This window comes from Citrobacter sp. Cf132, assembly GCF_030333885.1.
Classification (GTDB): Bacteria; Pseudomonadota; Gammaproteobacteria; order Enterobacterales; family Enterobacteriaceae; genus Citrobacter; species Citrobacter freundii.
The window spans coordinates 98,693-122,990 of the sequence record NZ_JAOWFA010000023.1; the positions used below are offsets into that span (position 1 = coordinate 98,693).

A 24,298-nucleotide genomic window follows, 5' to 3' on the forward strand; every position below is an offset into this window, starting at 1 on the left:
CAAGGTGGGCTGCCATGCATAGCGGTGGAAAAACCATTCATCTTCAGGCCGGACACTACCAGGCGAAAATCGTCACGGTTGGCGCTGGGCTAGCGGAATTGACGCACCGTGGGCGTCATATCGTTATTCCCCACAAACCGGAAGAAATGCCGCTGGCACACTTGGGGAAAGTGTTAATCCCCTGGCCAAACCGCGTTGTAGACGGCAGCTATCACTATAACGGCAAGGATTACCAGCTTGCCGTTAACGACTCGATTTCACATACCGCCATTCATGGGTTACTGGCCTGGCGGGACTGGCAGATTAACCAGCAGTCGGCATCGGAAGTGTCGCTGACGATTTTTCTGCCGCCTTCTTATGGTTATCCCTTTGCGCTGGTTTCAGAGGTGATTTACCGGCTGGAAGCAACCCGTGGACTGCACGTTTTTATCCACACACAGAATGTGGGTGACGAAATCGCGCCGTATGGCGCGGGAGCACATCCCTATTTGACCTGCAATCTGCAACCCATTGATGACTGTGAATTAACACTCCCGGTGAGTGAAGAAACATGTGATGAACGATATTTCACCAAGCCGCAACGCATTGCGCAGACCGCTATCGATCATACGTTCAGAACTATGCCACCTGACGCTGAGTGGGAAGTCAGGATGACCAGCCCATCGCAAAACATGTCCACTTTTTTACGCAGCCACCAGCCCTGGTTGCAAGTGTATACCGGCGAAAAATTAGCACGGCGTGGCCTGGCGGTTGAACCGATGACCTGCCCGCCTGACGCCTTTAACTCCGGAATTAGCCTGATTCATCTCGCGCCCGGAGAACAACATCAGATGCATTTTTTAATCGGCAGTGAATAACAGATTTCCGACAAATTACCGAATTACCCTATTTTTACGGAGACGACAATGAATTCGCTACAACAACGGTCAACCGCCTTAGAACTCAAATCATTACCTGATGGATTTGCTTTAACGTACCACCAACGCCTGATTTTACGCCACAGCACAGAAACGCCCTGCCTGTGGGTCGGTGCTGGCGTTGCCGACATTGACATGTTTCGCGGCAACTTCAGCATTAAAGACAGGCTCAATGAGAAGATTGCTCTAACTGGTGCCACTGTAAGCGAGTCCCCAGACGGCTGGCGGGTGCATTTCAGCCGCGGTGATACCATCAACGCCACGCTGCATATTTCCACCGATGAACAGGGTCGCCTGAAGCTGGATCTGCACAACGGCGATCTCAACCATAACCGCATCTGGCTGCGTCTGGCCGCCAGGGCGGACGATCATATTTACGGCTGCGGCGAACAGTTCTCTTATTTCGACTTACGCGGTAAGCCGTTCCCGCTGTGGACCAGCGAACAGGGCGTGGGCCGAAACAAAAACAGCTATGTCACCTGGCAAGCCGACTGTAAAGAGAACGCCGGTGGCGACTACTACTGGACCTTCTTCCCACAGCCGACCTTCGTCAGCACGCAGAAGTACTACTGCCACGTTGATAACAGTTGCTATATGAATTTCGACTTCAGCGCGCCGGAGTATCACGAACTGGCGCTGTGGGAGGACAAAACCACCCTGCGCTTTGAGTGCGCTGATACCTACATCTCTCTGCTGGAAAAACTGACTGCGCTGTTAGGACGCCAGCCGGAGCTGCCGGACTGGATCTACGATGGCGTCACGCTCGGTATTCAGGGCGGTACTGAGGTTTGCCAGAGCAAACTGGACACCATGCGTAACGCAGGCGTGAAAGTAAATGGCATCTGGGCGCAGGACTGGTCCGGGATCCGCATGACCTCCTTTGGCAAGCGCGTGATGTGGAACTGGAAGTGGAACAGCAACAATTATCCGCAGTTGGATAGCCGTATTAAGCAATGGAAAGAAGAAGGCGTGCAGTTCCTCTCCTACATCAACCCGTATGTTGCCAGCGATAAAGATCTCTGTGCCGAAGCGGCCAAACACGGTTACCTGGCGAAAGATGCCTCCGGCGGCGATTACCTCGTAGAGTTTGGCGAGTTTTACGGCGGCGTGGTCGATCTGACCAACCCGGAAGCCTACGACTGGTTCAAAGAGGTCATCAAGAAAAACATGATCGAACTGGGCTGCGGCGGCTGGATGGCAGATTTTGGCGAATACCTGCCGACAGATACGTATCTGCACAACGGCGTCAGCGCCGAGATCATGCACAACGCCTGGCCCGCACTGTGGGCGAAATGTAACTACGAAGCGCTACAGGAGACCGGCAAACTCGGCGAGATCCTGTTCTTTATGCGTGCGGGTTACACCGGCAGCCAGAAATACTCCACCATGATGTGGGCGGGCGATCAGAACGTGGACTGGAGCCTTGACGACGGTCTGGCTTCCGTCGTTCCTGCGGCGCTGTCGCTGGCGATGACCGGCCACGGTCTGCACCACAGCGATATCGGCGGCTACACCACCCTGTTTGACATGAAACGCAGCAAAGAACTGCTGCTGCGCTGGTGTGACTTCAGCGCCTTCACGCCGATGATGCGTACCCACGAGGGTAACCGCCCAGGCGATAACTGGCAGTTTGATGGTGATGCTGAAACCATCGCCCACTTTGCACGAATGACCACCGTGTTTACCACCCTGAAACCGTATCTCAAACAGGCCGTCGCGCAAAACAGCGCTACCGGTCTGCCGGTGATGCGTCCGCTGTTCCTGCATTACGAAGACGATGCGCGTACCTATACCCTGAAATATCAGTATCTGCTGGGACAAGATCTTTTGGTCGCGCCAGTTCACGAGCAAGGCAAATCCGACTGGACCCTGTATCTGCCGGAAGATAGCTGGATAAATGTCTGGACCGGGGAAACCTATCAGGGCGGTGAAATTACCGTGGATGCGCCGATTGGCAAGCCTCCGGTGTTTTATCGCGCGAAGAGTGAATGGGCGTCACTGTTTGCCACTTTACGCAACATCTAAAACGGCTCGCCCGTGGGGAGACTCACGGGCACATGGAGAATAATAATGAGTCAGACCTCTTCTAATCCGGCAACCCTACGCTTGCCGTTCAAAGAAAAACTCGCCTATGGGATGGGTGATTTAGGTTCCAATATCCTGCTGGACATAGGTACGCTCTATTTACTCAAGTTTTATACCGATGTTCTTGGTTTACCTGGAACTTATGGCGGTATCATTTTCCTTATCGCCAAGTTTTTTACCGCGTTTACCGATATGGGGACTGGGATTATGCTCGACTCGCGCCGCAAAATCGGCCCGAAAGGCAAATTCCGCCCGTTCGTTCTGTATGCCGCATTTCCAGTGACGCTGCTGGCGATTGCGAACTTTGTCGGTACACCATTTGAAGTCACCGGTAAAACGGTGATGGCAACGGTACTGTTTATGCTGTACGGACTGTTCTTCAGTATGATGAACTGCTCTTACGGTGCGATGGTCCCCGCGATCACCAAAAACCCGGACGAACGCGCCTCGCTGGCAGCCTGGCGACAGGGCGGAGCCACTCTTGGCCTGCTGCTGTGCACCGTCGGTTTTGTGCCAGTAATGAACCTGATCGAAGGCAACTCACAGTTGGGTTATATCTTCGCCGCCACCTTATTCTCTCTGTTCGGCTTGCTGTTTATGTGGCTGTGCTATGCCGGGGTTAAAGAACGCTACGTGGAAGTGAAACCCGTTGATGCCGCGCAAAAACCGGGATTGCTGCAATCCTTCCGCGCCATCGCAGGTAACCGCCCGCTGTTTATTCTGTGCGTTGCCAACCTTTGCACACTTGGCGCGTTTAACGTCAAGCTGGCGATTCAGGTCTATTACACCCAGTACGTACTGAACGACCCGATCCTCCTTTCCTGGATGGGCTTTTTCAGCATGGGCTGTATCTTCATCGGTGTCTTCTTGATGCCGGGAATGGTCAGACGTTTCGGCAAGAAAAAGGTCTACATCGGCGGTTTGTTGATTTGGGTCGCGGGCGATCTGCTGAACTACTTCTTTGGCGGCGGTTCCGTCAGCTTTGTCGCTTTCTCGTGCCTGGCGTTCTTCGGCTCAGCATTCGTCAACAGCCTGAACTGGGCACTGGTTTCTGACACGGTGGAATATGGCGAATGGCGTACCGGCGTACGTTCGGAAGGAACGGTATACACCGGCTTCACCTTCTTTCGTAAAGTGTCACAAGCGCTGGCAGGATTCTTCCCCGGCTGGATGCTGACGCAAATCGGCTATGTCCCCAACGTGGTGCAATCTGCCAGTACGGTCGAAGGATTGCGTCAGCTGATCTTTATTTATCCCTGCGCGTTGGCGGTGATCACCATTGTAGCTATGGGCTGTTTCTACAACCTTAACGAGAAGATGTATGTCCGCATCGTTGAAGAGATAGAAGCGCGTAAACAAACCGTTTGATAATAATAATGAATAGCGCTCTACGGGGCGCTATTGAGGAGCGATTATGTCTTTTCATGATCCGCTAACGCTAAAACTGAGCCTGCGTGAAAAATTCGCCTACGGAGTGGGTGACTTCGGCTCAAATTTGATGCTGTGTATCGGCACGCTGTATCTGCTTAAATTTTATACCGATGAACTAGGGATGCCGGCCTGGTACGGTGGGATTATCTTTTTAGTAGCGAAGTTCTTCACCGCCTTCACCGATATTCTGACCGGCGTGTTGCTGGACTCAAGGCGTAATATTGGCGCAAAGGGGAAATTCAGACCCTTTATTTTGTATGCGTCATTTCCTGTCGCCGTCGTCGCCAGCGCGCAGTTTTTAGCGACAGGATTTACGCTAACAGTGAAAACGGGACTGGCAACGGTGTTGTTCATGCTGTTCGGCCTGTTCTATAGCCTGATGAACTGTTCCTACGGCGCGATGGTGCCTGCAATTACTAAAAATCCACATGAACGCGCTCAGCTCGCCGCCTGGCGTCAGGGCGGCGCTACCGTAGGCCTGTTACTGTGTACCGTTGGCTTTATGCCAATTCAGGCGCTATTTGTCAGTTCGCCTTCGCTGGGTTATCTGATTGCCGCACTGCTCTTCTCTGTCTGCGGACTGTTCAGTATGTGGTGGTGCTTTAGCGGTGTGAAGGAACGCTATATCGAAATCGTACCGGATCACCATAAACCCAGTATTCTCAAATCGTTCTGCGCCATTTTCCGTAACCCTCCACTATTGGTGCTATGTGTTGCCAACTTGTGCACGCTGGCGGCATTCAACATTAAGCTGGCGATTCAGGTGTATTACACCCAGTACGTGCTGAACGATATACATCTGCTGTCGTGGATGGGTTTCTTCAGCATGGGATGCATTCTGGTTGGGGTACTGCTGGTTCCCACAGCTGTAAAACGCTTCGGTAAAAAACAGGTTTACCTCGGCGGTCTGGCGCTATGGGCAATCGGCGATGTGCTGAACTTTTTCTGGGGCAGCACGTCATTTTTATTCGTGATGTTTTCTTGCATGGCCTTCTTCGGAACCGCTTTTGTTAACAGCCTGAACTGGGCGCTGGTTCCGGATACGGTCGATTATGGCGAATGGAAGACGGGGATCCGTGCGGAAGGTTCGGTATATACGGGTTATACCTTTTCTCGCAAAATTTCCGCGGCGCTCGCAGGCTTCCTGCCTGGGATTATGCTGACACAAATCGGTTATATCCCCAACATAGCCCAGAGCGATGCTACCCTGCTCGGTTTGCGGCAGCTTATTTTTCTCTGGCCTTGCGGACTTGCAATTATTGCAGCACTCACAATGGGCTTCTTTTATAAACTCAACGAAACACGTTTTGCTTTTATTATTGAGGAAATCAGCCAACGGAAGAAAAACAACATCCAACCGGACCCTATTACCAATAAAAAGAATACCTCTGCTGTAAACGTATAAAAATAATAGCCGCCTATTCCATCCCAATGGATGGCGGCCTCCCTACGCTTAAAAAATGGATTTATCATGAAAAAATTAACGACAATAATTTTCTTATCCTCTGTGGTATCAACCTCTGCTTTCGCTGGAGCCTATGTAGAAAACCGGGAAGCATATAACCTGGCGTCCGATCAAATAGAGGTCATGATGCGCGTCGGCTATAACTCTGATATGGGCGCAGGTATCATGCTCACCAACACCTACACGATGCAACGCAAGGATGAGCTAAAACACGGCTATAACGAAATAGAGGGCTGGTATCCGTTATTTAAACCGACAGATAAATTAACAATCCAACCTGGCGGGCTAATAAACGATAAGAGTATTGGTTCTGGCGGTGCTGTTTATCTGGATGTTAACTATAAATTTACGCCATGGTTTAATCTTACCGTGCGTAATCGATATAATCATAATAACTACAGTTCAACCGACCTGAACGGTGACCTGGATAATAATGATACCTATGAAATAGGTAACTACTGGAACTTTGCCATTACCGATAAATTTTCCTATACCTTTGAACCGCACTATTTTATGCGAGTCAATGACTTCAATAGCAGCAACGGAAAAGATCATCACTGGGAAATTACCAATACCTTTAAATATCGGATCAATGAACACTGGTTGCCCTACCTGGAATTACGCTGGTTAGATCGCAATGTTGAACCCTATCATCGCGAACAAAACCAGATTCGTATTGGGGCAAAGTATTTCTTCTGATACTGCTGATGATAAAAAAAGCCGCTGATAATCAGCGGCTTTTTTATGCTTACCTGAGAAAGAGCGTTAATTACTCTTCTTTCGCGCCACGCATTGCACGGCGACGATCGTTTTCAGTCAGGTGACGCTTACGGATACGGATAGAGGTTGGGGTAACTTCTACCAGTTCGTCGTCATCGATGAATTCCAGAGCCTGCTCCAGAGTCATCTTAACCGGCGGAACCAGAACCGTTGCTTCGTCAGTACCGGACGCACGCATGTTGGTCAGTTTCTTACCGGTCAGGCAGTTTACAGTCAGGTCGTTAGAGCGGCTGTGAATACCGATGATCTGGCCTTCGTAAACTTCAGCACCGTGACCCAGGAACAGCTTACCGCGGTCCTGCAGGCTGAACAGTGCGAACGCAACTGCTTTACCCTGGCCGTTAGAGATCAGTACGCCGTTCTGACGCTGACCCACATCACCCGCACGAACATCGTCGTAGTGGCTGAAGGTGGAGTACAGCAGACCGGTACCGGAAGTCATGGTCATGAATTCTGAACGGAAACCGATCAGACCACGGCTTGGGATCACGTAGTCAAGACGTACGCGGCCTTTGCCATCTGGATTCATGTTTTTCAGGTCGCCTTTACGCTCACCCAGAGCCTGCATGACAGAACCCTGATGCTGCTCTTCGACGTCCAGCGTTACGTTTTCGAACGGCTCTTGTTTACGGCCATCGATTTCGCGGAAGATAACTTTCGGACGGGAAACCGCCATTTCGAAACCTTCACGACGCATGTTTTCAATCAGAACAGACAGGTGCAGCTCACCACGACCGGATACGCGGAACGCATCCGCATCTTCGGTTTCTTCAACGCGCAGCGCAACGTTGTGCACCAGCTCTTTGTTCAGGCGGTCAAGGATCTGACGAGAGGTAACATATTTACCTTCTTTACCACAGAACGGAGAGGTATTTACGCAGAAGAACATGGTTACGGTCGGTTCATCAACGGACAGAGCCGGCAGCGCTTCGACGTTCTGCGGATCGCAGATGGTGTCGGAGATGTTCAGTTCGCCCAGACCGGTAATCGCGATGATATCGCCGGCTTCGGCAATATCGCTCTCGATACGTTCCAGACCCAGATGAGTCAGAACTTTACCGACTTTACCGTTACGGGTTTTGCCTTCGCTATCAATGATAGTGATCTGCTGGTTCGGTTTAACTTTACCGCGTTTAATGCGGCCGATGCCGATTACGCCAACGTAGTTGTTGTAGTCCAGCTGAGAGATTTGCATCTGCAGCGGGCCATCAAGGTCTACGTTCGGAGCCGGTACACGATCAACGATGGTCTGATACAGCGGAGTCATGTCTTCAGCCATATCTTCGTGATCCAGACCTGCGATACCGTTCAGCGCGGAAGCGTAAACGATCGGGAAGTCCAGCTGTTCGTCGGTAGCGTCGAGGTTAACGAACAGGTCGAATACCTGATCAACAACCCAGTCAGGACGAGCGCCAGGACGGTCAACTTTGTTGATAACAACAATTGGCTTCAGGCCATGGGCAAAGGCTTTTTTGGTCACGAAGCGCGTCTGCGGCATCGGACCATCCATTGCATCCACCACCAGCAGCACGGAGTCGACCATGGACATTACACGTTCAACTTCACCACCGAAGTCGGCGTGCCCCGGGGTATCAACGATGTTGATGCGGTAGTCATTCCATTTGATAGCGGTGTTTTTAGCGAGGATGGTAATCCCACGCTCTTTCTCCAAATCGTTGGAGTCCATCACGCGCTCTTGGGTTTCAGCACGTGCATCGAACGTACCGGATTGTTGGAGCAGCTTGTCTACCAGGGTCGTTTTACCATGGTCTACGTGCGCGATGATGGCGATGTTACGCAAATTTTCGATCACAACTTTGCCTCAGGCATTTTAGAAATAGCGCGTTATTGTACACGGATTAATCGCAGTACAAAACAGGATCACAAACATCCTCCGCAAACAAGTATTGCAGAGTTTCTTTGTGATCACATTCACGGAGCGTTAAAAGGGGTAATCTGACATGCTTTGCACCAATATGGTGCTTAATGTTCACATTAAAGCACTATAATGGTGCAATACAACCTTCATGGTGCAGCCCCTTTGCACGATAGTGCGCATGATAACGCCTTTTAGGGGCAATTTAAAAGTTGGCACAGATTTCGCTTTATATTTTTTACGGCGACACGGCCAATTTTTTGCAGAATTGAAGACTTCGTTACCACGACGACCATGACCAATCCGGGAGAGTAAGTATGTCCGCTGAACACGTTTTGACGATGCTGAACGAACACGAAGTGAAGTTTGTTGATTTACGCTTCACTGATACCAAAGGTAAAGAACAGCACGTCACTATTCCTGCTCATCAGGTAAATGCCGAATTCTTTGAAGAAGGCAAAATGTTTGACGGCTCCTCAATCGGTGGCTGGAAAGGCATTAACGAATCAGACATGGTTCTGATGCCAGATGCGTCGACTGCACTCATCGACCCGTTCTATGAAGAGTCTACCCTGATCATCCGTTGCGATATCCTGGAACCCGGTACACTGCAGGGCTATGACCGCGACCCGCGCTCCATCGCAAAACGCGCTGAAGAGTATCTGCGTTCTACCGGCATCGCAGACACCGTTCTGTTCGGGCCAGAGCCAGAATTCTTCCTGTTTGACGACATCCGTTTCGGCGCGTCTATTTCCGGTTCCCACGTGGCAATCGATGACATCGAAGGCGCATGGAACTCCTCCACCAAATACGAAGGTGGTAACAAAGGTCACCGTCCTGGTGTGAAAGGCGGTTACTTCCCGGTTCCTCCGGTAGATTCTTCTCAGGACATCCGTTCTACCATGTGTCTGATCATGGAAGAGATGGGCCTGGTTGTTGAAGCGCATCACCACGAAGTGGCGACCGCTGGCCAGAACGAAATCGCGACCCGCTTTAACACCATGACCAAAAAAGCGGACGAAATTCAGATCTACAAATACGTCGTGCACAACGTTGCGCACCGTTTCGGTAAAACCGCGACCTTTATGCCAAAACCGATGTTCGGTGATAACGGCTCCGGTATGCACTGCCACATGTCCCTGTCCAAGAACGGTGTAAACCTGTTCTCTGGCGACAAATATGCGGGTCTGTCTGAGCAGGCGCTGTTCTACATCGGCGGCGTAATCAAACACGCTAAAGCGATCAACGCCCTGGCTAACCCGACCACCAACTCCTATAAGCGTCTGGTCCCAGGCTACGAAGCGCCGGTAATGCTGGCTTACTCTGCCCGTAACCGTTCTGCTTCTATCCGTATTCCGGTAGTTGCTTCTCCGAAAGCGCGTCGTATCGAAGTGCGTTTCCCGGACCCGGCTGCTAACCCGTACCTGTGCTTCGCAGCGCTGCTGATGGCTGGTCTTGACGGTATCAAGAACAAGATCCACCCGGGCGAAGCCATGGACAAAAACCTGTACGACCTGCCGCCAGAAGAAGCGAAAGAGATCCCACAGGTTGCTGGTTCTCTGGAAGAAGCACTGAAAGAACTGGATCTGGATCGTGAGTTCCTGACTGCAGGCGGCGTGTTCACCAATGAAGCGATCGATGCGTACATTACGCTGCGTCGCGAAGAAGATGACCGTGTGCGTATGACTCCGCACCCGGTAGAGTTTGAGCTGTACTACAGCGTTTAATCGTTTGAGTTGCCGTGGAACTTTTAGCCTGCTCAGGCAGGCTTGAGATCGATGGCGAATGATAGGACGCCTGATGGCGCAAGCTTATCAGGCCTACCGGTAACATCACCTTGTAGGCCGGATAAAGCAAAGCCGCCATCCGGCATCTGCGTTTGCCAGTCATCTGTAGCCCATCCCAGGATGGGCTTTTTTCTCCACTAACAACCTGCTTTCTCGCGCTTTTTTGATGTAAAAAGCTATAATGCACTAAATTGGTGCAACACTTTTCAGGAGACTGCTGAATGGCAACCGGCACGCTGCCCGATGCTGGGCAGATCCTCAATTCTTTAATCAACAGCATTTTGCTCGTCGACGATGAGCTGGCGGTACATTACGCCAATCCGGCGGCACAGCAGCTGCTCGCCCAAAGCTCCCGCAAACTGTTTGGTACACCGCTTCCCGATCTGTTGAGTTATTTCTCCTTAAACATCGGACTGATGCGAGAGAGCCTGGAAGCAGGCCAGGGCTTTACGGATAACGAAGTGACGCTGGTGATAGACAGCCACTCACATATCCTGTCAGTGACCGCTCAGAGGCTGCCTGATGGCCTTATCCTGCTGGAGATGGCGCCAATGGATAACCAGCGCCGTCTGAGTCAGGAGCAGCTCCAGCACGCCCAGCAGATTGCCGCCCGCGATCTGGTGCGCGGTCTGGCGCACGAAATCAAGAACCCTTTAGGTGGATTACGCGGCGCAGCGCAGCTACTCAGCAAAGCGCTTCCGGACCCGGCGCTGACCGAATATACCAAAGTCATTATTGAGCAGGCCGACCGCCTGCGTAATCTGGTCGACCGTCTGCTGGGACCACAACAGCCTGGCATGCATGTCACGGAAAGTATTCACAAGGTGGCGGAGCGCGTGGTGGCGCTGGTCTCAATGGAGCTCCCGGAAAACGTCACGCTGATTCGTGATTACGACCCGAGTCTGCCCGAATTACTGCACGACCCGGACCAGATCGAGCAGGTTCTGTTAAACATCGTGCGCAATGCTTTGCAGGCGCTGGGAGCGGAAGGCGGTGAGATCATTCTGCGTACCCGCACCGCGTTTCAGCTCACGCTGCACGGCGTACGTTATCGCCTGGCGGCACGGATTGATGTTGAGGACAACGGTCCGGGTATTCCCTCGCATTTGCAGGACACGCTGTTCTACCCAATGGTCAGCGGTCGCGAAGGCGGTACCGGGCTTGGATTATCCATCGCCCGCAATTTAATTGATCAACATTCCGGCAAAATTGAATTTACCAGTTGGCCGGGTCATACCGAGTTCTCGGTTTACCTGCCTATCAGGAAATAAGGTGACGTTTATGCAACGAGGAATAGTCTGGGTCGTTGATGACGATAGTTCCATCCGTTGGGTGCTTGAACGTGCGCTCGCAGGGGCAGGGCTAAGCTGTACCACATTTGAAAGTGGTAAAGAGGTGCTGGACGCGCTGGCCAGCAAAACGCCTGACGTACTGTTGTCGGATATTCGCATGCCGGGCATGGACGGTCTAACGCTGTTAAAACAGATTAAACAGCGGCATCCGATGCTTCCGGTCATCATAATGACCGCGCACTCCGATCTGGATGCTGCCGTCAGCGCCTATCAGCAAGGGGCGTTTGATTATCTGCCCAAACCTTTTGATATCGATGAAGCCGTGGCGCTGGTCGAACGCGCCATCAGCCATTATCAGGAACAGCAGCAGCCGCGCAATGTTCAGATCAACGGCCCAACAACTGACATCATCGGCGAAGCGCCGGCAATGCAGGACGTCTTTCGCATTATTGGCCGACTGTCCCGGTCGTCAATCAGCGTATTGATTAACGGGGAGTCCGGGACCGGTAAAGAGCTGGTCGCCCATGCGTTGCATCGTCATAGCCCGCGCGTCAAAGCGCCGTTTATCGCCCTGAACATGGCGGCTATTCCGAAAGATTTGATCGAATCTGAGCTGTTTGGTCACGAGAAAGGCGCGTTTACCGGGGCGAATACCATCCGTCAGGGGCGCTTTGAACAGGCTGACGGCGGTACGCTGTTCCTCGATGAAATTGGCGATATGCCGCTGGACGTGCAAACGCGTTTATTGCGCGTATTAGCCGATGGACAGTTTTACCGCGTTGGCGGCTATGCGCCCGTGAAGGTGGACGTACGTATTATCGCCGCCACGCACCAGAATCTGGAACTACGCGTACAGGAAGGCAAATTCCGCGAGGACTTATTCCATCGTCTGAACGTCATCCGCGTGCATTTGCCGCCGCTGCGTGAACGTCGGGAAGATATCCCACGTCTGGCGCGCCATTTCCTGCAGGAGGCCGCGCACGAACTGGGGGTTGAAGCCAAACAATTACACCCGGAGACCGAGGCAGCGCTGACCCGTCTGGCCTGGCCTGGTAACGTGCGTCAGCTTGAGAACACCTGCCGCTGGTTAACCGTCATGGCCGCCGGCCAGGAAGTACTGATTCAGGACTTACCAGCCGAGCTGTTTGAAACCACCGTGCCTGACGCACCGTCCCATATGCAGCCAGACAGCTGGGCAACCCTGTTGGCACAGTGGGCAGACCGGGCCTTGCGTTCCGGTCATCAAAACCTGCTTTCTGAGGCTCAACCTGAAATGGAGCGCACGCTGTTGACCACCGCGCTACGTCATACCCAGGGGCACAAACAGGAAGCCGCACGCCTGCTTGGCTGGGGCCGTAATACCTTGACGCGTAAGTTAAAAGAACTCGGAATGGAGTGACGATTCGTCACTGTGTAAAGATTGATAATTGAGCGCAAATTGCTGCTATTTTGCGCTTTACTGTTCCGATGAGTTAAGTATGATCGTGCCCGGCAAACGGGGGAAGTCATCATGCTGGAATCAATGATTAATCTGCTGTCGAGCGGTGCGGTCGAAAGCCATACGCCACAAACTGCGGTTGCCGCAGTGCTGTGTGCAGCGCTGGTTGGGCTGTTCAGCTGAAGGCGCGCCGGATGGCGCTAACGCTTATCCGGCCTACAGATTATTGCGACGTGTAGGCCCGGTAAGCGTAGCGCCACCGGGCAACCCGGTTAAATGACGCGGGAGAACTGCTGCATGCGTGCTTTCTGCCGCAGATAAGCATCAAAGCACATGCAAATATTACGGATCAACAGGCGTCCCTTCGGCGTAACCTGAATCCCCTTCTCATCCACATCCACCAGCCCATCTTTCGCCAGTGGTGCCAGCAGTTTCAGGTCTTCGGCAAAATAGTCAGCGAAGTTCAGATCCCATTGCTGTTCCACAGCGGCATAGTCGAGGCGGAAGTTACAGATCAGGAGCTTAATAACATCACGACGAATGCAGTCATCGCGGGTCAGGGCAATTCCGCGCCACAGTGCGTCCCCCTGCTCGTCTACCTGCTGATAATAGCACTTCAGCTCTTTCTGGTTCTGCGCATAGTTGTCACCAATCATACTAATGGCTGACACGCCCATTCCCAGCAGATCGGTATCACCCTGGGTGGTATAACCCTGGAAATTACGATGCAGCACACCCTTGCGTTGAGCAATCGCCAGCTCATCATCCGGCCGAGCAAAGTGATCCATACCAATGAACTGATAACCGGTTTCGGTCAGTGAAGAAATGGTTTCCTGCAGGATATCCAGCTTCTGCTGCGCGCTGGGCAGGTCGGCGTCTTTAATCTTGCGCTGAGCGGCAAACAGCGTCGGCAGGTGCGCGTAGTTGAAGACGCTCAGTCGGTCTGGATTCAGCTCAGCAACGCGTTTCAGGGTAAAGGCGAAACTTTCCGGCGTCTGTTTTGGCAAACCATAAATCAGATCGATATTCGTTGAGGTAAAGCCAATCTCACGCGCATGATTCAGCAGCGCAAAGATAAACTCCTCATCCTGCTCACGGTTCACCAGGCGCTGAACTTCTTTATTGAAGTCCTGCACCCCCATGCTCAGGCGGTTAAAACCTTCAGCGCGTAAATGATCGAGCACATCCAGCTCAATTTCACGCGGATCCACTTCGATCGAGATTTCGGCGTCGTCGTTAAAGTTAAAGTTGCCACGCAGCAGCGACATCAAACGGCTGATTTGCGCTTTATTCAGATACGTTGGCGTGCCGCCGCCCCAGTGCAGCTGACTGACATGACGTCCGGCAAACAGCGGTGCGCGATGAATAATTTCTTGTTCTAAGACATCGAGGTATTGATCGGCTTTATGCTGCTGGCGAGTCACGACCTTGTTACAGCCGCAGAAATAACACAGCTTGTGGCAGAACGGGATGTGAACGTACAGCGAGAGAGGACGCTCAGGATAACGCGCTACGGCCTTTAGAAATGCATCAGTGCCGTAGTCTTCAGAAAACTCCAGCGCGGTCGGGTACGAGGTATATCGTGGCCCGGAATAGTTATATTTCTGGATCAGGGCCAGGTCCCAGTCTATTAACTGCTCTGACATGCTCACTCCTTCCGATGGCGTCTCTGGCGGGTACGGCGTACCGACTTAACCCCAGTACGGGTGATAAGTCGGTTGCGCAGCCACTTCTGTCGCCGCGACAACCGCTGTAGTTTAACGAATAACCACACCAGATAACATATAACCGGAAGGGTTATAAGCAGGACGGGAAGACCCACGGTGTAAAACCGTTAGTTGCCGCCTTTCAGCAGGCGCATCATGTCTTCCTGCTTTTCTTCTTCTTCCTCTTCTTCCTCGTCATCGTAAGAAAGACCCAGCTTTTGCATCAGCTCATCAATGCGGTCCAGCTTAGCATCAACCCAGGACTGATCTTCCGCGCTCAGGGTCTCTCCTGCTTCAAGACGCTCCAGCAGCGCATCCAGGCGCTCATCCGTTTCCAGTAAATCCAACTCAGCCTGTGGTGAAAGCATAGGTTTCTCACTCTTCGGTTTGTGCTGTTTGGTGACTTTTTCGGTCACGCCCAATGGAATGGGGGTTTTGCTGCCAATACGAGGATCTTTTTGCTTATTTTGGTTTCCGCCACCAGATGCGCCTTCGCTACCGGACGCACGGCTACCTGCCGCATGACCACGGTGTTTTTTCTGGCGCTTACGGTCGCGGGCTTCCTGGTTAATTTCTTCGCGTGTTTTACGACGCGCTTTTGCAGGACCTTTACCGCGTGGTGTAGAAGTTGGTTTCATCATGATTCGTCTTTGGCTGTTTTATTCAGTATATAATTGCGCCGGAATCTAGCAGAAATAAAGAAAAAAGGCGACAGAGTAATCTGTCGCCTTTTTTCCTGACTCTCAACCCTTACGGGCTTTACAATCCCTGTTGGCTATCAACACACCCTGTTTTTCCCTTAGCCTCTAACATTCCGTGTTGTTTCCATTTCCTTTTACTAACGTCTCCGGACGTTTGTCTTCCTGACAATCCTGTGTCTTCGCCTCCTGGCGCTCCTGACCCTCATCCTGAGTTGTCTATCCTGTCAGCTTCCTCGCTATGGACGCTACTTTACCGTTTTGGTTTAAACGTACAAGTAACCTGGGTAACAATTTCTGATTTTAAGAATAGCGCCCAAATGTAACTCTATGATTTATTTTAGTTCTGTCATTTTTTACTCTGTCATCTCGTATAGAAACTGTCGGCAATGTCTCACAAAGCGCGGGGTTTTTACTCACACAGCCCACTCGTCGAAAAACCAGCCTTTTGCTGGGGTTCAGGTATAATCGCTGCAAAGCCCTGATTGATGGAGAGGACTGCTTTGACTAACTTGAATTATCAACAGACGCACTTTGTGATGAGTGCGCCTGATATTCGCCACTTACCTTCCGACACCGGTATAGAAGTGGCTTTTGCTGGCCGTTCCAACGCAGGCAAATCCAGTGCGCTAAATACCCTGACGAATCAAAAGGGTCTGGCACGTACATCTAAAACGCCAGGTCGTACTCAGCTCATCAACCTGTTTGAAGTCGTTGACGGCAAACGCCTGGTCGATTTGCCAGGATACGGTTATGCCGAAGTTCCAGAAGAGATGAAGCGTAAATGGCAGCGCGCGCTGGCTGAATATCTGGAAAAACGTCAGAGCCTGCAAGGTCTGGTGGTACTAATGGATATTCGTCACCCGTTAAAAGATCTCGATCAACAGATGATCCTGTGGGCGGTTGAGAGCAACGTTCAGGTTCTGGTACTGCTGACTAAAGCAGATAAGCTGGCCAGCGGTGCACGCAAAGCGCAACTGAATATGGTACGCGAAGCCGTACTGGCATTTAACGGTGATGTGCAGGTAGAAGCATTTTCATCGCTGAAAAAGCTGGGTGTGGACAAACTGCGGCAAAAACTGGATAGCTGGTTTAGTGAACTGGCACCGGTTGAAGAGATGCAGGACGGGGAATAACCCACCGTATTGCCGGATGGCGCCGCTGCGCGTCTTATCCGGCCTACAGCATGTACAAAACTTTTCTTTCGCACAATAAAAAACGCCCCAGTCATTACTGACTGGGGCGGCTAAAATATTCAGCCAAATCCGATTACGTGAAGTAAAAGGTCTGAAAGATAGAACATCTTACCTCTGTACCCTACGAGAATAACTTTACTCTTTTTTGAGCAGCTCAGAAAGCACTTTTTGTAATTTTTTTTCATTCCTTACATAGGGAATTCTAATGGACATCACAAAAAGTTCTCTCTTATGTTGCTTAGTTACGAAAAAGAGCCGTTATTCAGTAAACCCTTAGTGCGCCTGATCCCAGTTTTCGCCACTACCGACTTCCACCAGCAACGGCACGTCAATCTGGGTCTCGTTTTCCATCAGTTGGTGGATCTTTTTAGAGACGCTTTCGAGGTCATCTTTATGCACTTCAAACACCAGTTCATCGTGTACCTGCATGATCATACGCACACGCGGTTGCTCGGTTTGCAGCCATCTGTCCACCGCAATCATCGCTCGTTTGATAATGTCTGCGGCAGTACCCTGCATCGGGGCGTTAATTGCCGCGCGTTCTGCACCTGCACGACGAGCACCATTACTGGATTTAATATCCGGTAAATAGAGACGGCGACCTTCCAGCGTTTCTACATAACCCTGCTCTTTCGCCTGCGCGCGGGTGCGTTCCATATATTCCAACACGCCTGGGTAGCGTTCGAAGTAGAGATCCATGTACTTCTGTGCTTCTTTACGCGGAATATTCAACTGGCGCGCCAGACCAAAAGCGCTCATCCCGTAGATCAAACCGAAGTTGATGGCTTTCGCGCTGCGGCGTTGCTCGCTGGTCACAGAATCAAGCGGTAAACCAAAGACTTCTGCCGCCGTTGCGCGGTGAATATCTTTCCCTTCGGCAAACGCGGTAAGCAGACCTTTATCACGTGAAAGGTGCGCCATGATACGCAGTTCAATCTGTGAGTAGTCCGCAGAGACAATCACGTAGTCTTCTGGCGCAATGAACGCCTGACGAATACGACGACCTTCGTCATTACGTACCGGGATGTTTTGCAGGTTCGGATCCGTTGAAGACAAGCGACCCGTTGCGGTAACTGCCTGATGATAGGAAGTGTGCACGCGCCCGGTCTTCTTGTTAATCATCAACGGAAGCTTATCCGTATAGGTCGACTTCAGTTTGGCTAACCCACGATATTCCAGGATAACTTTCGGCAACGGATAATCCAGCGCTAACTCTTCCAGCACCTCTTCCGACGTTGATGGCGCGCCGCCAGGGGTTTTCTTCAGCGGCTTAATACCCTGCTTTTCAAACAGAATGGTTTGCAGTTGCTTGGTGGAAGACAGGTTAAACGCTTCTCCGGCGATCTCGTGCGCTTTTTGCTCCAGCTCGTTCAAACGCAGCGTCAGTTCTTCTGAATGCTTGTGCAGAACAGCCGGATCGATTTTCACACCGTTGCGCTCAACACGAGACAAAACTGGCACCAGCGGCATATCGATATTTTCAAAGACGTTCAGTGGCCCTTTATGCTGCTGTAATTCTGGCCACATTTTCAGATGCAGCTGTAGCGTAACGTCGGCGTCTTCCGCAGCGTAACGCCCGGCTTCTTCCAATGCTATCTGGTTAAAGGTCAGCTGGTTTTTGCCTTTTCCAGCGATCTCTTCAAAGGTGATAGTTTTATGTTTAAGCCAGCGGTCCGACAGGCTGTCCATATCGTGTCGGCCAGCAACGCTGTTAAGAATGTAGGATTCAAGCATGGTGTCAAAGGTGATGCCGCGCAGCTCGATGCCATAGTTCGCCAAGATACCGCGATCGTACTTCAGGTTCTGCCCGACTTTATGCGCATTCTCATCTTCAAGCAGCGGCTTCAGCAGCTCCAGCGCGCGATCGCGAGCTATTTGATCGGGGGCATCCAGGTAATCGTGGGCAACAGGAACATATGCCGCCACACCCGGTTCAATGGCAAAAGACAGGCCAACCAGATTCGCGGAAATATTGTCCAGGCTGTCAGTTTCAGTATCGAAGGCAAAGACAGGTGCTTTTTTCAGCTTCGCGATCCACTCTTCCAGCGTCGCTTCGTCCAGAATCGTCACATAGTTATCATACGAAAGAACCGTAGCCGGCTCCTCAGGCGTTTCATCGACGACAATAGTTTCTTGCGGTTTTGCCGCCGGCTTCGTCCCTTTCGCCTGTAGCCATTTACCCGCTTCAACGTCAGTAACCCAACGTTTGAATTCATACTGTTTAAACAGGCCAAGCAGTTCTTCCGCTGCCGGTTGACGGACTTCCAGCTGCTCGCAGGTCAACTCCAGCTCAACATCCGTTTTGATAGTAGCCAATTGATAAGAGAGGTACGCCACCTCTTTATTCTGCTCAAGTTTGCCCGCCATGGTTTTCGCACCACGGAATGTCAGCCCTGCAATTTTGTCTGATTCAGCATAGAGAGTATCCAGCCCACCCAGCCCCTGCAGCAGAGCCTGCGCAGTTTTTTCACCTACGCCTGGAACGCCAGGAATGTTATCTGAGGAATCCCCCATCAGCGCCAGGAAATCGATGATCAGTTCCGGCGGGACACCGTACTTATTCACCACCTCATCCGGGCCGAGGATCGTATTGGTCATGGTGTTGATAAGGGTGATATTCGGCGTCACCAACTGAGCCATATCTTTATCACCAGTGCTAATCAGCACCGGACGACCCACCTTCTCCGCTTCCCGCGCCAGCGTACCGATGACATCATCCGCCTCCACGCCAGAAACCGCCAGCAATGGCAGCCCCATCGCTTTTACCATCGCATGCAGAGGTTCAATCTGCGCACGCAGATCGTCCGGCATGGGTGGGCGGTGCGACTTATAGTGTTCGAATAATTCATCACGGAAGGTTTTACCCTTGGCGTCGAATACCACCGCCGCGTGGGTCGGCTGATATTGCAAAATCAAGCTACGCAGCATGTTGAGGACACCGTACATCGCGCCCGTAGGTTCTCCTGCGCTGTTAGTCAGCGGTGGGAACGCGTGGTATGCGCGATACAGGTAAGATGAGCCATCTACAAGGATAAGTGGGTTTTCTGGGATCTGAACCATAATGTCCGTGCCTGTTTATCAGATTATGAGTAAAGGATGCCACAGACAGGATGAAAACATGAGTTTTTCGCCGCATTTGTCGAAAAACTTTTGTAGATCTTCTGCTTTGCTCGCAAAGACATCTGTGGATAACTTTGTGAATAAATAATTTACAGCTCTTTAAATATAACAAGGCAATTACTGCCTCATAATATTTTTATATGTATTTCAATAAATTAAATAAATACACAGCATTTTATTCCATTTTTACAGCTTATATCCTGATGTGGATAGATATTCCTCTTTTTTCTATTGAGGGAAGATCCATCATTTGGTTCGTTTTCTGATAAAATCAGCCCCTTGCGCCTCTTTCGCGCACTGTCTATGGCTAACCTTTTGAATAATTTAATTATGACGAGAATACTCGCTGCGATAACGCTGTTGCTGAGTATCGTATTGACCATATTGGTCACGATTTTTTGTTCTGTGCCGATCATCCTTGCCGGGGTTGTGAAACTCCTTTTGCCTATTCCTGTCGTCTGGCGCAAGGTTTCTGTCTTCTGTAATTTCATGATGTACTGCTGGTGTGAAGGTCTGGCGCTACTGCTGCACCTTAATCCACGGCTAAAGTGGGATGTTGAAGGACTGGAAGGTCTTAGCAAGAAAAACTGGTATCTGCTCATTTGTAATCATTACAGCTGGGCCGATATCGTTGTGCTTTGCGTTCTGTTCCGTAAGCACATCCCGATGAATAAATATTTTCTCAAGCAGCAGTTGGCCTGGGTACCCTTTATTGGCCTGGCCTGCTGGGCGCTGGATATGCCGTTTATGAAACGCTATTCACGTGGCTATCTGCTTCGCCATCCGGAACGCCGTGGTAAAGATGTCGAAACAACGCGTCGTTCCTGCGAGAAATTTCGCGTACACCCGACAACTATTGTGAATTTTGTCGAAGGTTCGCGCTTTACCAAAGATAAACGTGAGCAAACCCGCTCGCCCTATCAAAACCTGCTCCCACCTAAGGCGGCCGGTATTGCAATGGCATTGAATGTACTGGGTTCACAGTTCGATAAAATGTTGAACGTCACGTTGTGCTATCCGGAAAACAGCAGTCGACCGTTCTACGACATGCTGAGCGGTAAGTTAACGCGGATTGTCGTGCGGGTGAATCTGGAGCCAATTCATGAAGAGTTGCACGGTGATTACGTGAACGATAAGGGATTCAAGCGTCGGTTTCAGCTCTGGCTAAATACGCTATGGAGTGAGAAAGACGCGCAGCTCGACGCGATTAAAGCCTCAAATAAAAAAGCCGGTCAGTGACCGGCTTTTGCTTTTATTTCTGACCAACCAGGTACTTCACGGTATCCGCATACTGTTGTACGAAAATATCCATGCTGCTGGTATCCATGCCCTGCGGGTTGACCTGATATTTGCCATTCACGAACATCGCCGGAACGCCCTGCAGCTGTAAATCAGCCGCCGCTTTTTCCTGCTGTGCCACGAGTGATTTCACCACGAAGCTGTTCCATGCCGCATCATAGTCTTCACCTTTAATACCTGCGTCGACAAACACTTTACGGATATCAGCAACAGACTGAACGGTCTGGGTTTTCTGAACGCCTTCAAACAGCGGAACGGTAACCTGATCTTCAACGCCCAGCGCCATTGCAACCGCCCATGCCTGCGTCAGATCTTTACCCAAAGGCCCGAGAAACTCAACGTGGTATTTGGTCATCTTGGTGCCTTCCGGCAGCTTTTTCTTCACATTATCAGATACGTGAAGCACTTCTTCAAACTGGTAGCAGTGCGGGCAGTAGAAGGAGAAGAACTCCAACACTTGCGGTTCACCCGCAACTGGCTTTTCCAGAGTGATGTATTGTTTGCCATCCTGGAACTGCGCTGCAGATGCGCTAAAAGCTAAGACCATACCAGCCAGCGCCAGCCATATTTTTTTCATGTTCAAGTTTCTCCGGTTAATACATTGGCGTTAATTGTAAGGGGGGCTCTTGCAGAATTTTTGCCTGCTCAATAAAGGTCGCGGTCTGACGATGCCAGTAATCTTCCCCGGTTAACCACGGGAAGTTTTTTGGAAATGCAGGGTCAGCCCAACGTCGAATTAGCCAGGCAAGATAATAAACTAAACGCATAGCGCGTAAAGGTTCTATCAGTCCGATTTCAGAGATGTCGAACTCACTAAACTCTTCATAAGCCTCGATAATGGTTTCAAGCTGCATACGTTGTTCAGCTTTATCGCCATTGAGGAGCATCCATAAATCCTGAATAGCCGGACCGTTGCGGGCATCATCTAAATCGACAAACATCGGGCCATCGCGCCACAGAATATTACCGGCATGACAATCACCGTGCAGGCGTAACGTGGTAAAACGCGTATGCCAGCGTTCGGTAACGATCGCGATAAGCGCATCCGTTGCTTTCAGGAAGGCCGCTTTTTGCCCTGATGGGATTAGCTGTGCGTGTTCAAAAACTTTACGTGGCTCAGTCAGGTATTCTTCAAGGCCGATCGTTGGGCGGAAGGCAAAAGTACGCTTGCATCCGGTCTGGTGCATACGCCCGAGATAGCGCCCCACCGCCTCCATCTGATCGATGTTGTCGGCTTCAAACTGGCGTCCACCGACGCTGGGGAAGATCGCATAATGGAAACCCTGATGGCTTAATAGCGTTTGGCCGCTGAATACCAGCGGAGCAGCTACCGGGACTTCATCGCTTACCAGTTCCAGAGCAAACTGGTGCTCTTCCTGGATCTGATCGACAGACCAACGTTCAGGGCGATAAAACTTAACGACAAAGCGTCGACGGTCTTCGTCCTGGAATTGATAGACACGGTTTTCATAGCTGTTAAGCGGGGTAAGCCCGGAGTCCACCCGGATCCCCTGCTCAAACAGTGCATCCATGATGGTATCCGGGTGTAGCGTCTGGAAATTAAAAGCGTTGTCGTTCATCCCATCATCCGGAAAATACTACGAATGATTCAGGATATCATTTCGCAGCGCTTTCGGTGGCGGCGATTACAAGCTTTTACTCTTTAATTACGCCACGTGCGCGGAGTAGTGCAGTTTTAAAATCTTCTTCATAATCTTTCTGAATACCTGGAATGACCGCATCTTTCGCCGAGTCACGCATTTTCAGGTGATAGATCAGAATGTCATCAGTTAAATCCGCCAGTTCGCCGTCAAAACCTGACTCTTGCGCCAGTTTCTGTAAAAATTGCATCAGGTTAAGATCGGGTTCCTTCTGCCAGGCAGGCTGGAGGAGTTCAATAACTTCATTCAGACGTTTACATTTCATGGTTGTGCTCCTTAGGCTCAATACAGATACGTTAGCAGGGTCAATCCCACATTAAAAGAGGCGATATCAGTGATTCTGGATAGTGCAATAACAGGGGTTGTGCTGGCTGGCGGTAAGGCCAGACGGATGGGCGGAACCGATAAAGGTCTGCTTGAGCTGGACGGTAAACCTCTTTGGCGACATGTGGCCGACATTCTCGCTTTGCAGGTCGAAACCGTGGTGGTTAATGCCAATCGCCACAGGGATATATACCAGCAAAGCGGCCTGAAAGTTATTCCCGATTCATTGGCCGATTTCCCTGGCCCGCTGGCCGGGATGCTATCGGTATTCCTGCAGCAAACGGGGGAATGGTTTTTGTTCTGCCCGTGCGATATGCCTTATATTCCTCACGATCTGGTCGCTCGTTTAAAAGAGCAGCGCAAAGCAGCACCGGTTGTCTGGGTGCATGATGGCGAAAGAGATCACCCAACCATTGCGCTGATGCACCGCTCTATGCAGCCTTTACTGCAGGATTATCTTCAGTCCGGTGAACGACGCGTTATGGTCTTTATGCGTTTGGCAGGCGGTCATGCTGTCGATTTCAGCGATCATAAAGATGCGTTCGTAAACGTGAACACCCCCGAAGAGCTCGCAAAATGGCAGGAAAAATCATGATCCCATTACTCGCCATTGCGGCATGGAGCGGCACGGGAAAAACCACGCTGCTCAAAAAGTTGATCCCGGAACTACATGCCAGAGGTATACGTCCCGGATTGATTAAGCATACTCATCACAAGATGGATGTCGACAAGCCCGGTAAAGATAGCTATGAGTTACGCAAAGCTGGTGCAGCACAAACTCTGGTCGCCAGCCAGCAACGTTGGGCATTAATGGTAGAAACACCGGAAGAGCCCGAACTGGATTTAGCGTATCTGGTAAGCCGGATGGACGCTTCAACGTTGGATATGGTGTTGGTTGAGGGATTTAAGCATGAACCTGTCGCTAAGATCCTACTTTTCCGCGAAGGCTGCGGGCATAGTCCTGAGGAATTGGTGATGGATGACTATGTTATAGCGGTTGCCAGTGACGTTCCGCTGGCGGTGGATGTTCCATTGTTAGATATCAACAACATACAGCAAGTAGCTGATTTTGTTACGCAATGGGCCAGAAGATAACTGCGGTGTCGTGATCTGCCTGATGCGCTGCGCTTATCAGCGCCTGCAAATACGTTCAGCCCGGCGGTTTTTACCCCGCACACACGCAAAAAAGCCCATCCGTCAGGATGGGCTTCTTCACTTTATTT

At 51.1% G+C, this 24,298-nt stretch carries 21 protein-coding genes and 1 pseudogene; 13 read left to right on the forward strand and 9 right to left on the reverse strand.

Going from position 1 to position 24,298, the window contains the following annotated elements; genetic code table 11:
• Window positions 1–14 precede the first annotated feature (14 nt).
• From OGV85_RS01010 to ompL, 5 genes are all read left to right on the forward strand, one after another.
• Window positions 15–857, forward strand: coding sequence for an aldose-1-epimerase (locus OGV85_RS01010; RefSeq protein ID WP_061548036.1), 843 nt, complete (start codon window positions 15–17; stop codon window positions 855–857).
• Between the two features lie 48 nt (window positions 858–905).
• On the forward strand, window positions 906–2,942 hold the full coding sequence (locus OGV85_RS01015) for an alpha-glucosidase (protein WP_181522677.1): 2,037 nt from the start codon (window positions 906–908) through the stop codon (window positions 2,940–2,942).
• Window positions 2,943–2,987: 45 nt separating this feature from the next.
• The gene (locus OGV85_RS01020) at window positions 2,988–4,370 is read left to right on the forward strand and encodes an MFS transporter (protein ID WP_003028647.1); all 1,383 of its coding nucleotides are present in this window, start codon (window positions 2,988–2,990) and stop codon (window positions 4,368–4,370) included.
• Window positions 4,371–4,416: 46 nt separating this feature from the next.
• Window positions 4,417–5,838 carry an MFS transporter gene (locus OGV85_RS01025; protein ID WP_003028645.1) on the forward strand — a complete coding sequence of 474 codons (1,422 nt, stop codon included), beginning with the start codon at window positions 4,417–4,419 and terminating at the stop codon, window positions 5,836–5,838.
• A gap of 66 nt (window positions 5,839–5,904) precedes the next feature.
• Window positions 5,905–6,597, forward strand: a complete 693-nt coding sequence (ompL, locus tag OGV85_RS01030) for a porin OmpL (RefSeq protein WP_057064278.1) — start codon at window positions 5,905–5,907, stop codon at window positions 6,595–6,597.
• A 70-nt stretch (window positions 6,598–6,667) separates the two neighbouring features.
• Here the strand turns inward: ompL and typA are convergent, their stop codons facing one another.
• Entirely contained in the window at window positions 6,668–8,491 is a 1,824-nt protein-coding gene (gene typA, locus OGV85_RS01035) for a ribosome-dependent GTPase TypA (RefSeq protein WP_003028641.1), read from the reverse strand.
• 380 nt (window positions 8,492–8,871) lie between these two features.
• Between typA and glnA the strand changes: the two genes are divergently transcribed.
• The 4 genes from glnA (at window position 8,872) to OGV85_RS01055 (ending at window position 13,254) form a co-directional block, all read left to right on the forward strand.
• Entirely contained in the window at window positions 8,872–10,281 is a 1,410-nt protein-coding gene (gene glnA, locus OGV85_RS01040; protein WP_003028638.1) for a glutamate--ammonia ligase, read from the forward strand.
• Window positions 10,282–10,562: 281 nt separating this feature from the next.
• Window positions 10,563–11,612, forward strand: coding sequence for a nitrogen regulation protein NR(II) (gene glnL / locus OGV85_RS01045; protein ID WP_003028636.1), 1,050 nt, complete (start codon window positions 10,563–10,565; stop codon window positions 11,610–11,612).
• Window positions 11,613–11,622: 10 nt separating this feature from the next.
• Complete coding sequence (glnG, locus tag OGV85_RS01050) at window positions 11,623–13,032, forward strand: nitrogen regulation protein NR(I) (RefSeq protein ID WP_003028633.1); 1,410 nt, start codon at window positions 11,623–11,625, stop codon at window positions 13,030–13,032.
• A 111-nt stretch (window positions 13,033–13,143) separates the two neighbouring features.
• The gene (locus OGV85_RS01055; RefSeq protein ID WP_003028631.1) at window positions 13,144–13,254 is read left to right on the forward strand and encodes a YshB family small membrane protein; all 111 of its coding nucleotides are present in this window, start codon (window positions 13,144–13,146) and stop codon (window positions 13,252–13,254) included.
• 89 nt (window positions 13,255–13,343) lie between these two features.
• Here OGV85_RS01055 and hemN read toward each other — a convergent pair whose 3' ends face one another.
• From hemN to OGV85_RS01070, 3 genes and pseudogenes are all read right to left on the reverse strand, one after another.
• Window positions 13,344–14,717, reverse strand: a complete 1,374-nt coding sequence (gene hemN / locus OGV85_RS01060) for an oxygen-independent coproporphyrinogen III oxidase (RefSeq protein ID WP_061548037.1) — start codon at window positions 14,715–14,717, stop codon at window positions 13,344–13,346.
• Window positions 14,718–14,905: 188 nt separating this feature from the next.
• Entirely contained in the window at window positions 14,906–15,415 is a 510-nt protein-coding gene (gene yihI, locus OGV85_RS01065; protein WP_003028627.1) for a Der GTPase-activating protein YihI, read from the reverse strand.
• Window positions 15,416–15,583: 168 nt separating this feature from the next.
• Window positions 15,584–15,769, reverse strand: a pseudogene (locus OGV85_RS01070) (hypothetical protein).
• A 209-nt stretch (window positions 15,770–15,978) separates the two neighbouring features.
• Here OGV85_RS01070 and yihA point away from each other — a divergent pair.
• Entirely contained in the window at window positions 15,979–16,611 is a 633-nt protein-coding gene (gene yihA, locus OGV85_RS01075; RefSeq protein ID WP_003847926.1) for a ribosome biogenesis GTP-binding protein YihA/YsxC, read from the forward strand.
• Between the two features lie 119 nt (window positions 16,612–16,730).
• On the opposite strand, the gene spfP is transcribed toward yihA, so the two are convergent.
• Complete coding sequence (spfP, locus tag OGV85_RS24500; protein WP_071892919.1) at window positions 16,731–16,778, reverse strand: small protein SpfP; 48 nt, start codon at window positions 16,776–16,778, stop codon at window positions 16,731–16,733.
• A 166-nt stretch (window positions 16,779–16,944) separates the two neighbouring features.
• Window positions 16,945–19,731, reverse strand: coding sequence for a DNA polymerase I (gene polA, locus OGV85_RS01080; protein ID WP_003028623.1), 2,787 nt, complete (start codon window positions 19,729–19,731; stop codon window positions 16,945–16,947).
• Between the two features lie 363 nt (window positions 19,732–20,094).
• On the opposite strand from polA, the gene yihG reads away from it, so the two are divergent.
• Complete coding sequence (gene yihG, locus OGV85_RS01085; protein ID WP_003028622.1) at window positions 20,095–21,030, forward strand: 1-acylglycerol-3-phosphate O-acyltransferase, YihG family; 936 nt, start codon at window positions 20,095–20,097, stop codon at window positions 21,028–21,030.
• A 13-nt stretch (window positions 21,031–21,043) separates the two neighbouring features.
• Here yihG and dsbA read toward each other — a convergent pair whose 3' ends face one another.
• From dsbA to OGV85_RS01100, 3 genes are all read right to left on the reverse strand, one after another.
• On the reverse strand, window positions 21,044–21,667 hold the full coding sequence (dsbA, locus tag OGV85_RS01090; RefSeq protein ID WP_003028621.1) for a thiol:disulfide interchange protein DsbA: 624 nt from the start codon (window positions 21,665–21,667) through the stop codon (window positions 21,044–21,046).
• 16 nt (window positions 21,668–21,683) lie between these two features.
• Complete coding sequence (locus tag OGV85_RS01095) at window positions 21,684–22,670, reverse strand: serine/threonine protein kinase (protein WP_003028618.1); 987 nt, start codon at window positions 22,668–22,670, stop codon at window positions 21,684–21,686.
• 76 nt (window positions 22,671–22,746) lie between these two features.
• A complete protein-coding gene (locus tag OGV85_RS01100; RefSeq protein WP_003028616.1) occupies window positions 22,747–23,016 on the reverse strand; it encodes a YihD family protein in 270 nt (89 codons plus the stop codon).
• Between the two features lie 69 nt (window positions 23,017–23,085).
• Between OGV85_RS01100 and mobA the strand changes: the two genes are divergently transcribed.
• The gene (mobA, locus tag OGV85_RS01105) at window positions 23,086–23,670 is read left to right on the forward strand and encodes a molybdenum cofactor guanylyltransferase MobA (RefSeq protein ID WP_003028614.1); all 585 of its coding nucleotides are present in this window, start codon (window positions 23,086–23,088) and stop codon (window positions 23,668–23,670) included.
• Window positions 23,667–24,170: a molybdopterin-guanine dinucleotide biosynthesis protein MobB gene (gene mobB, locus OGV85_RS01110; RefSeq protein ID WP_061548039.1), complete on the forward strand. Its 504-nt coding sequence runs from the start codon at window positions 23,667–23,669 to the stop codon at window positions 24,168–24,170. The genes mobA and mobB overlap by 4 nt, the downstream gene beginning before the upstream one ends.
• Window positions 24,171–24,298 lie beyond the last annotated feature (128 nt).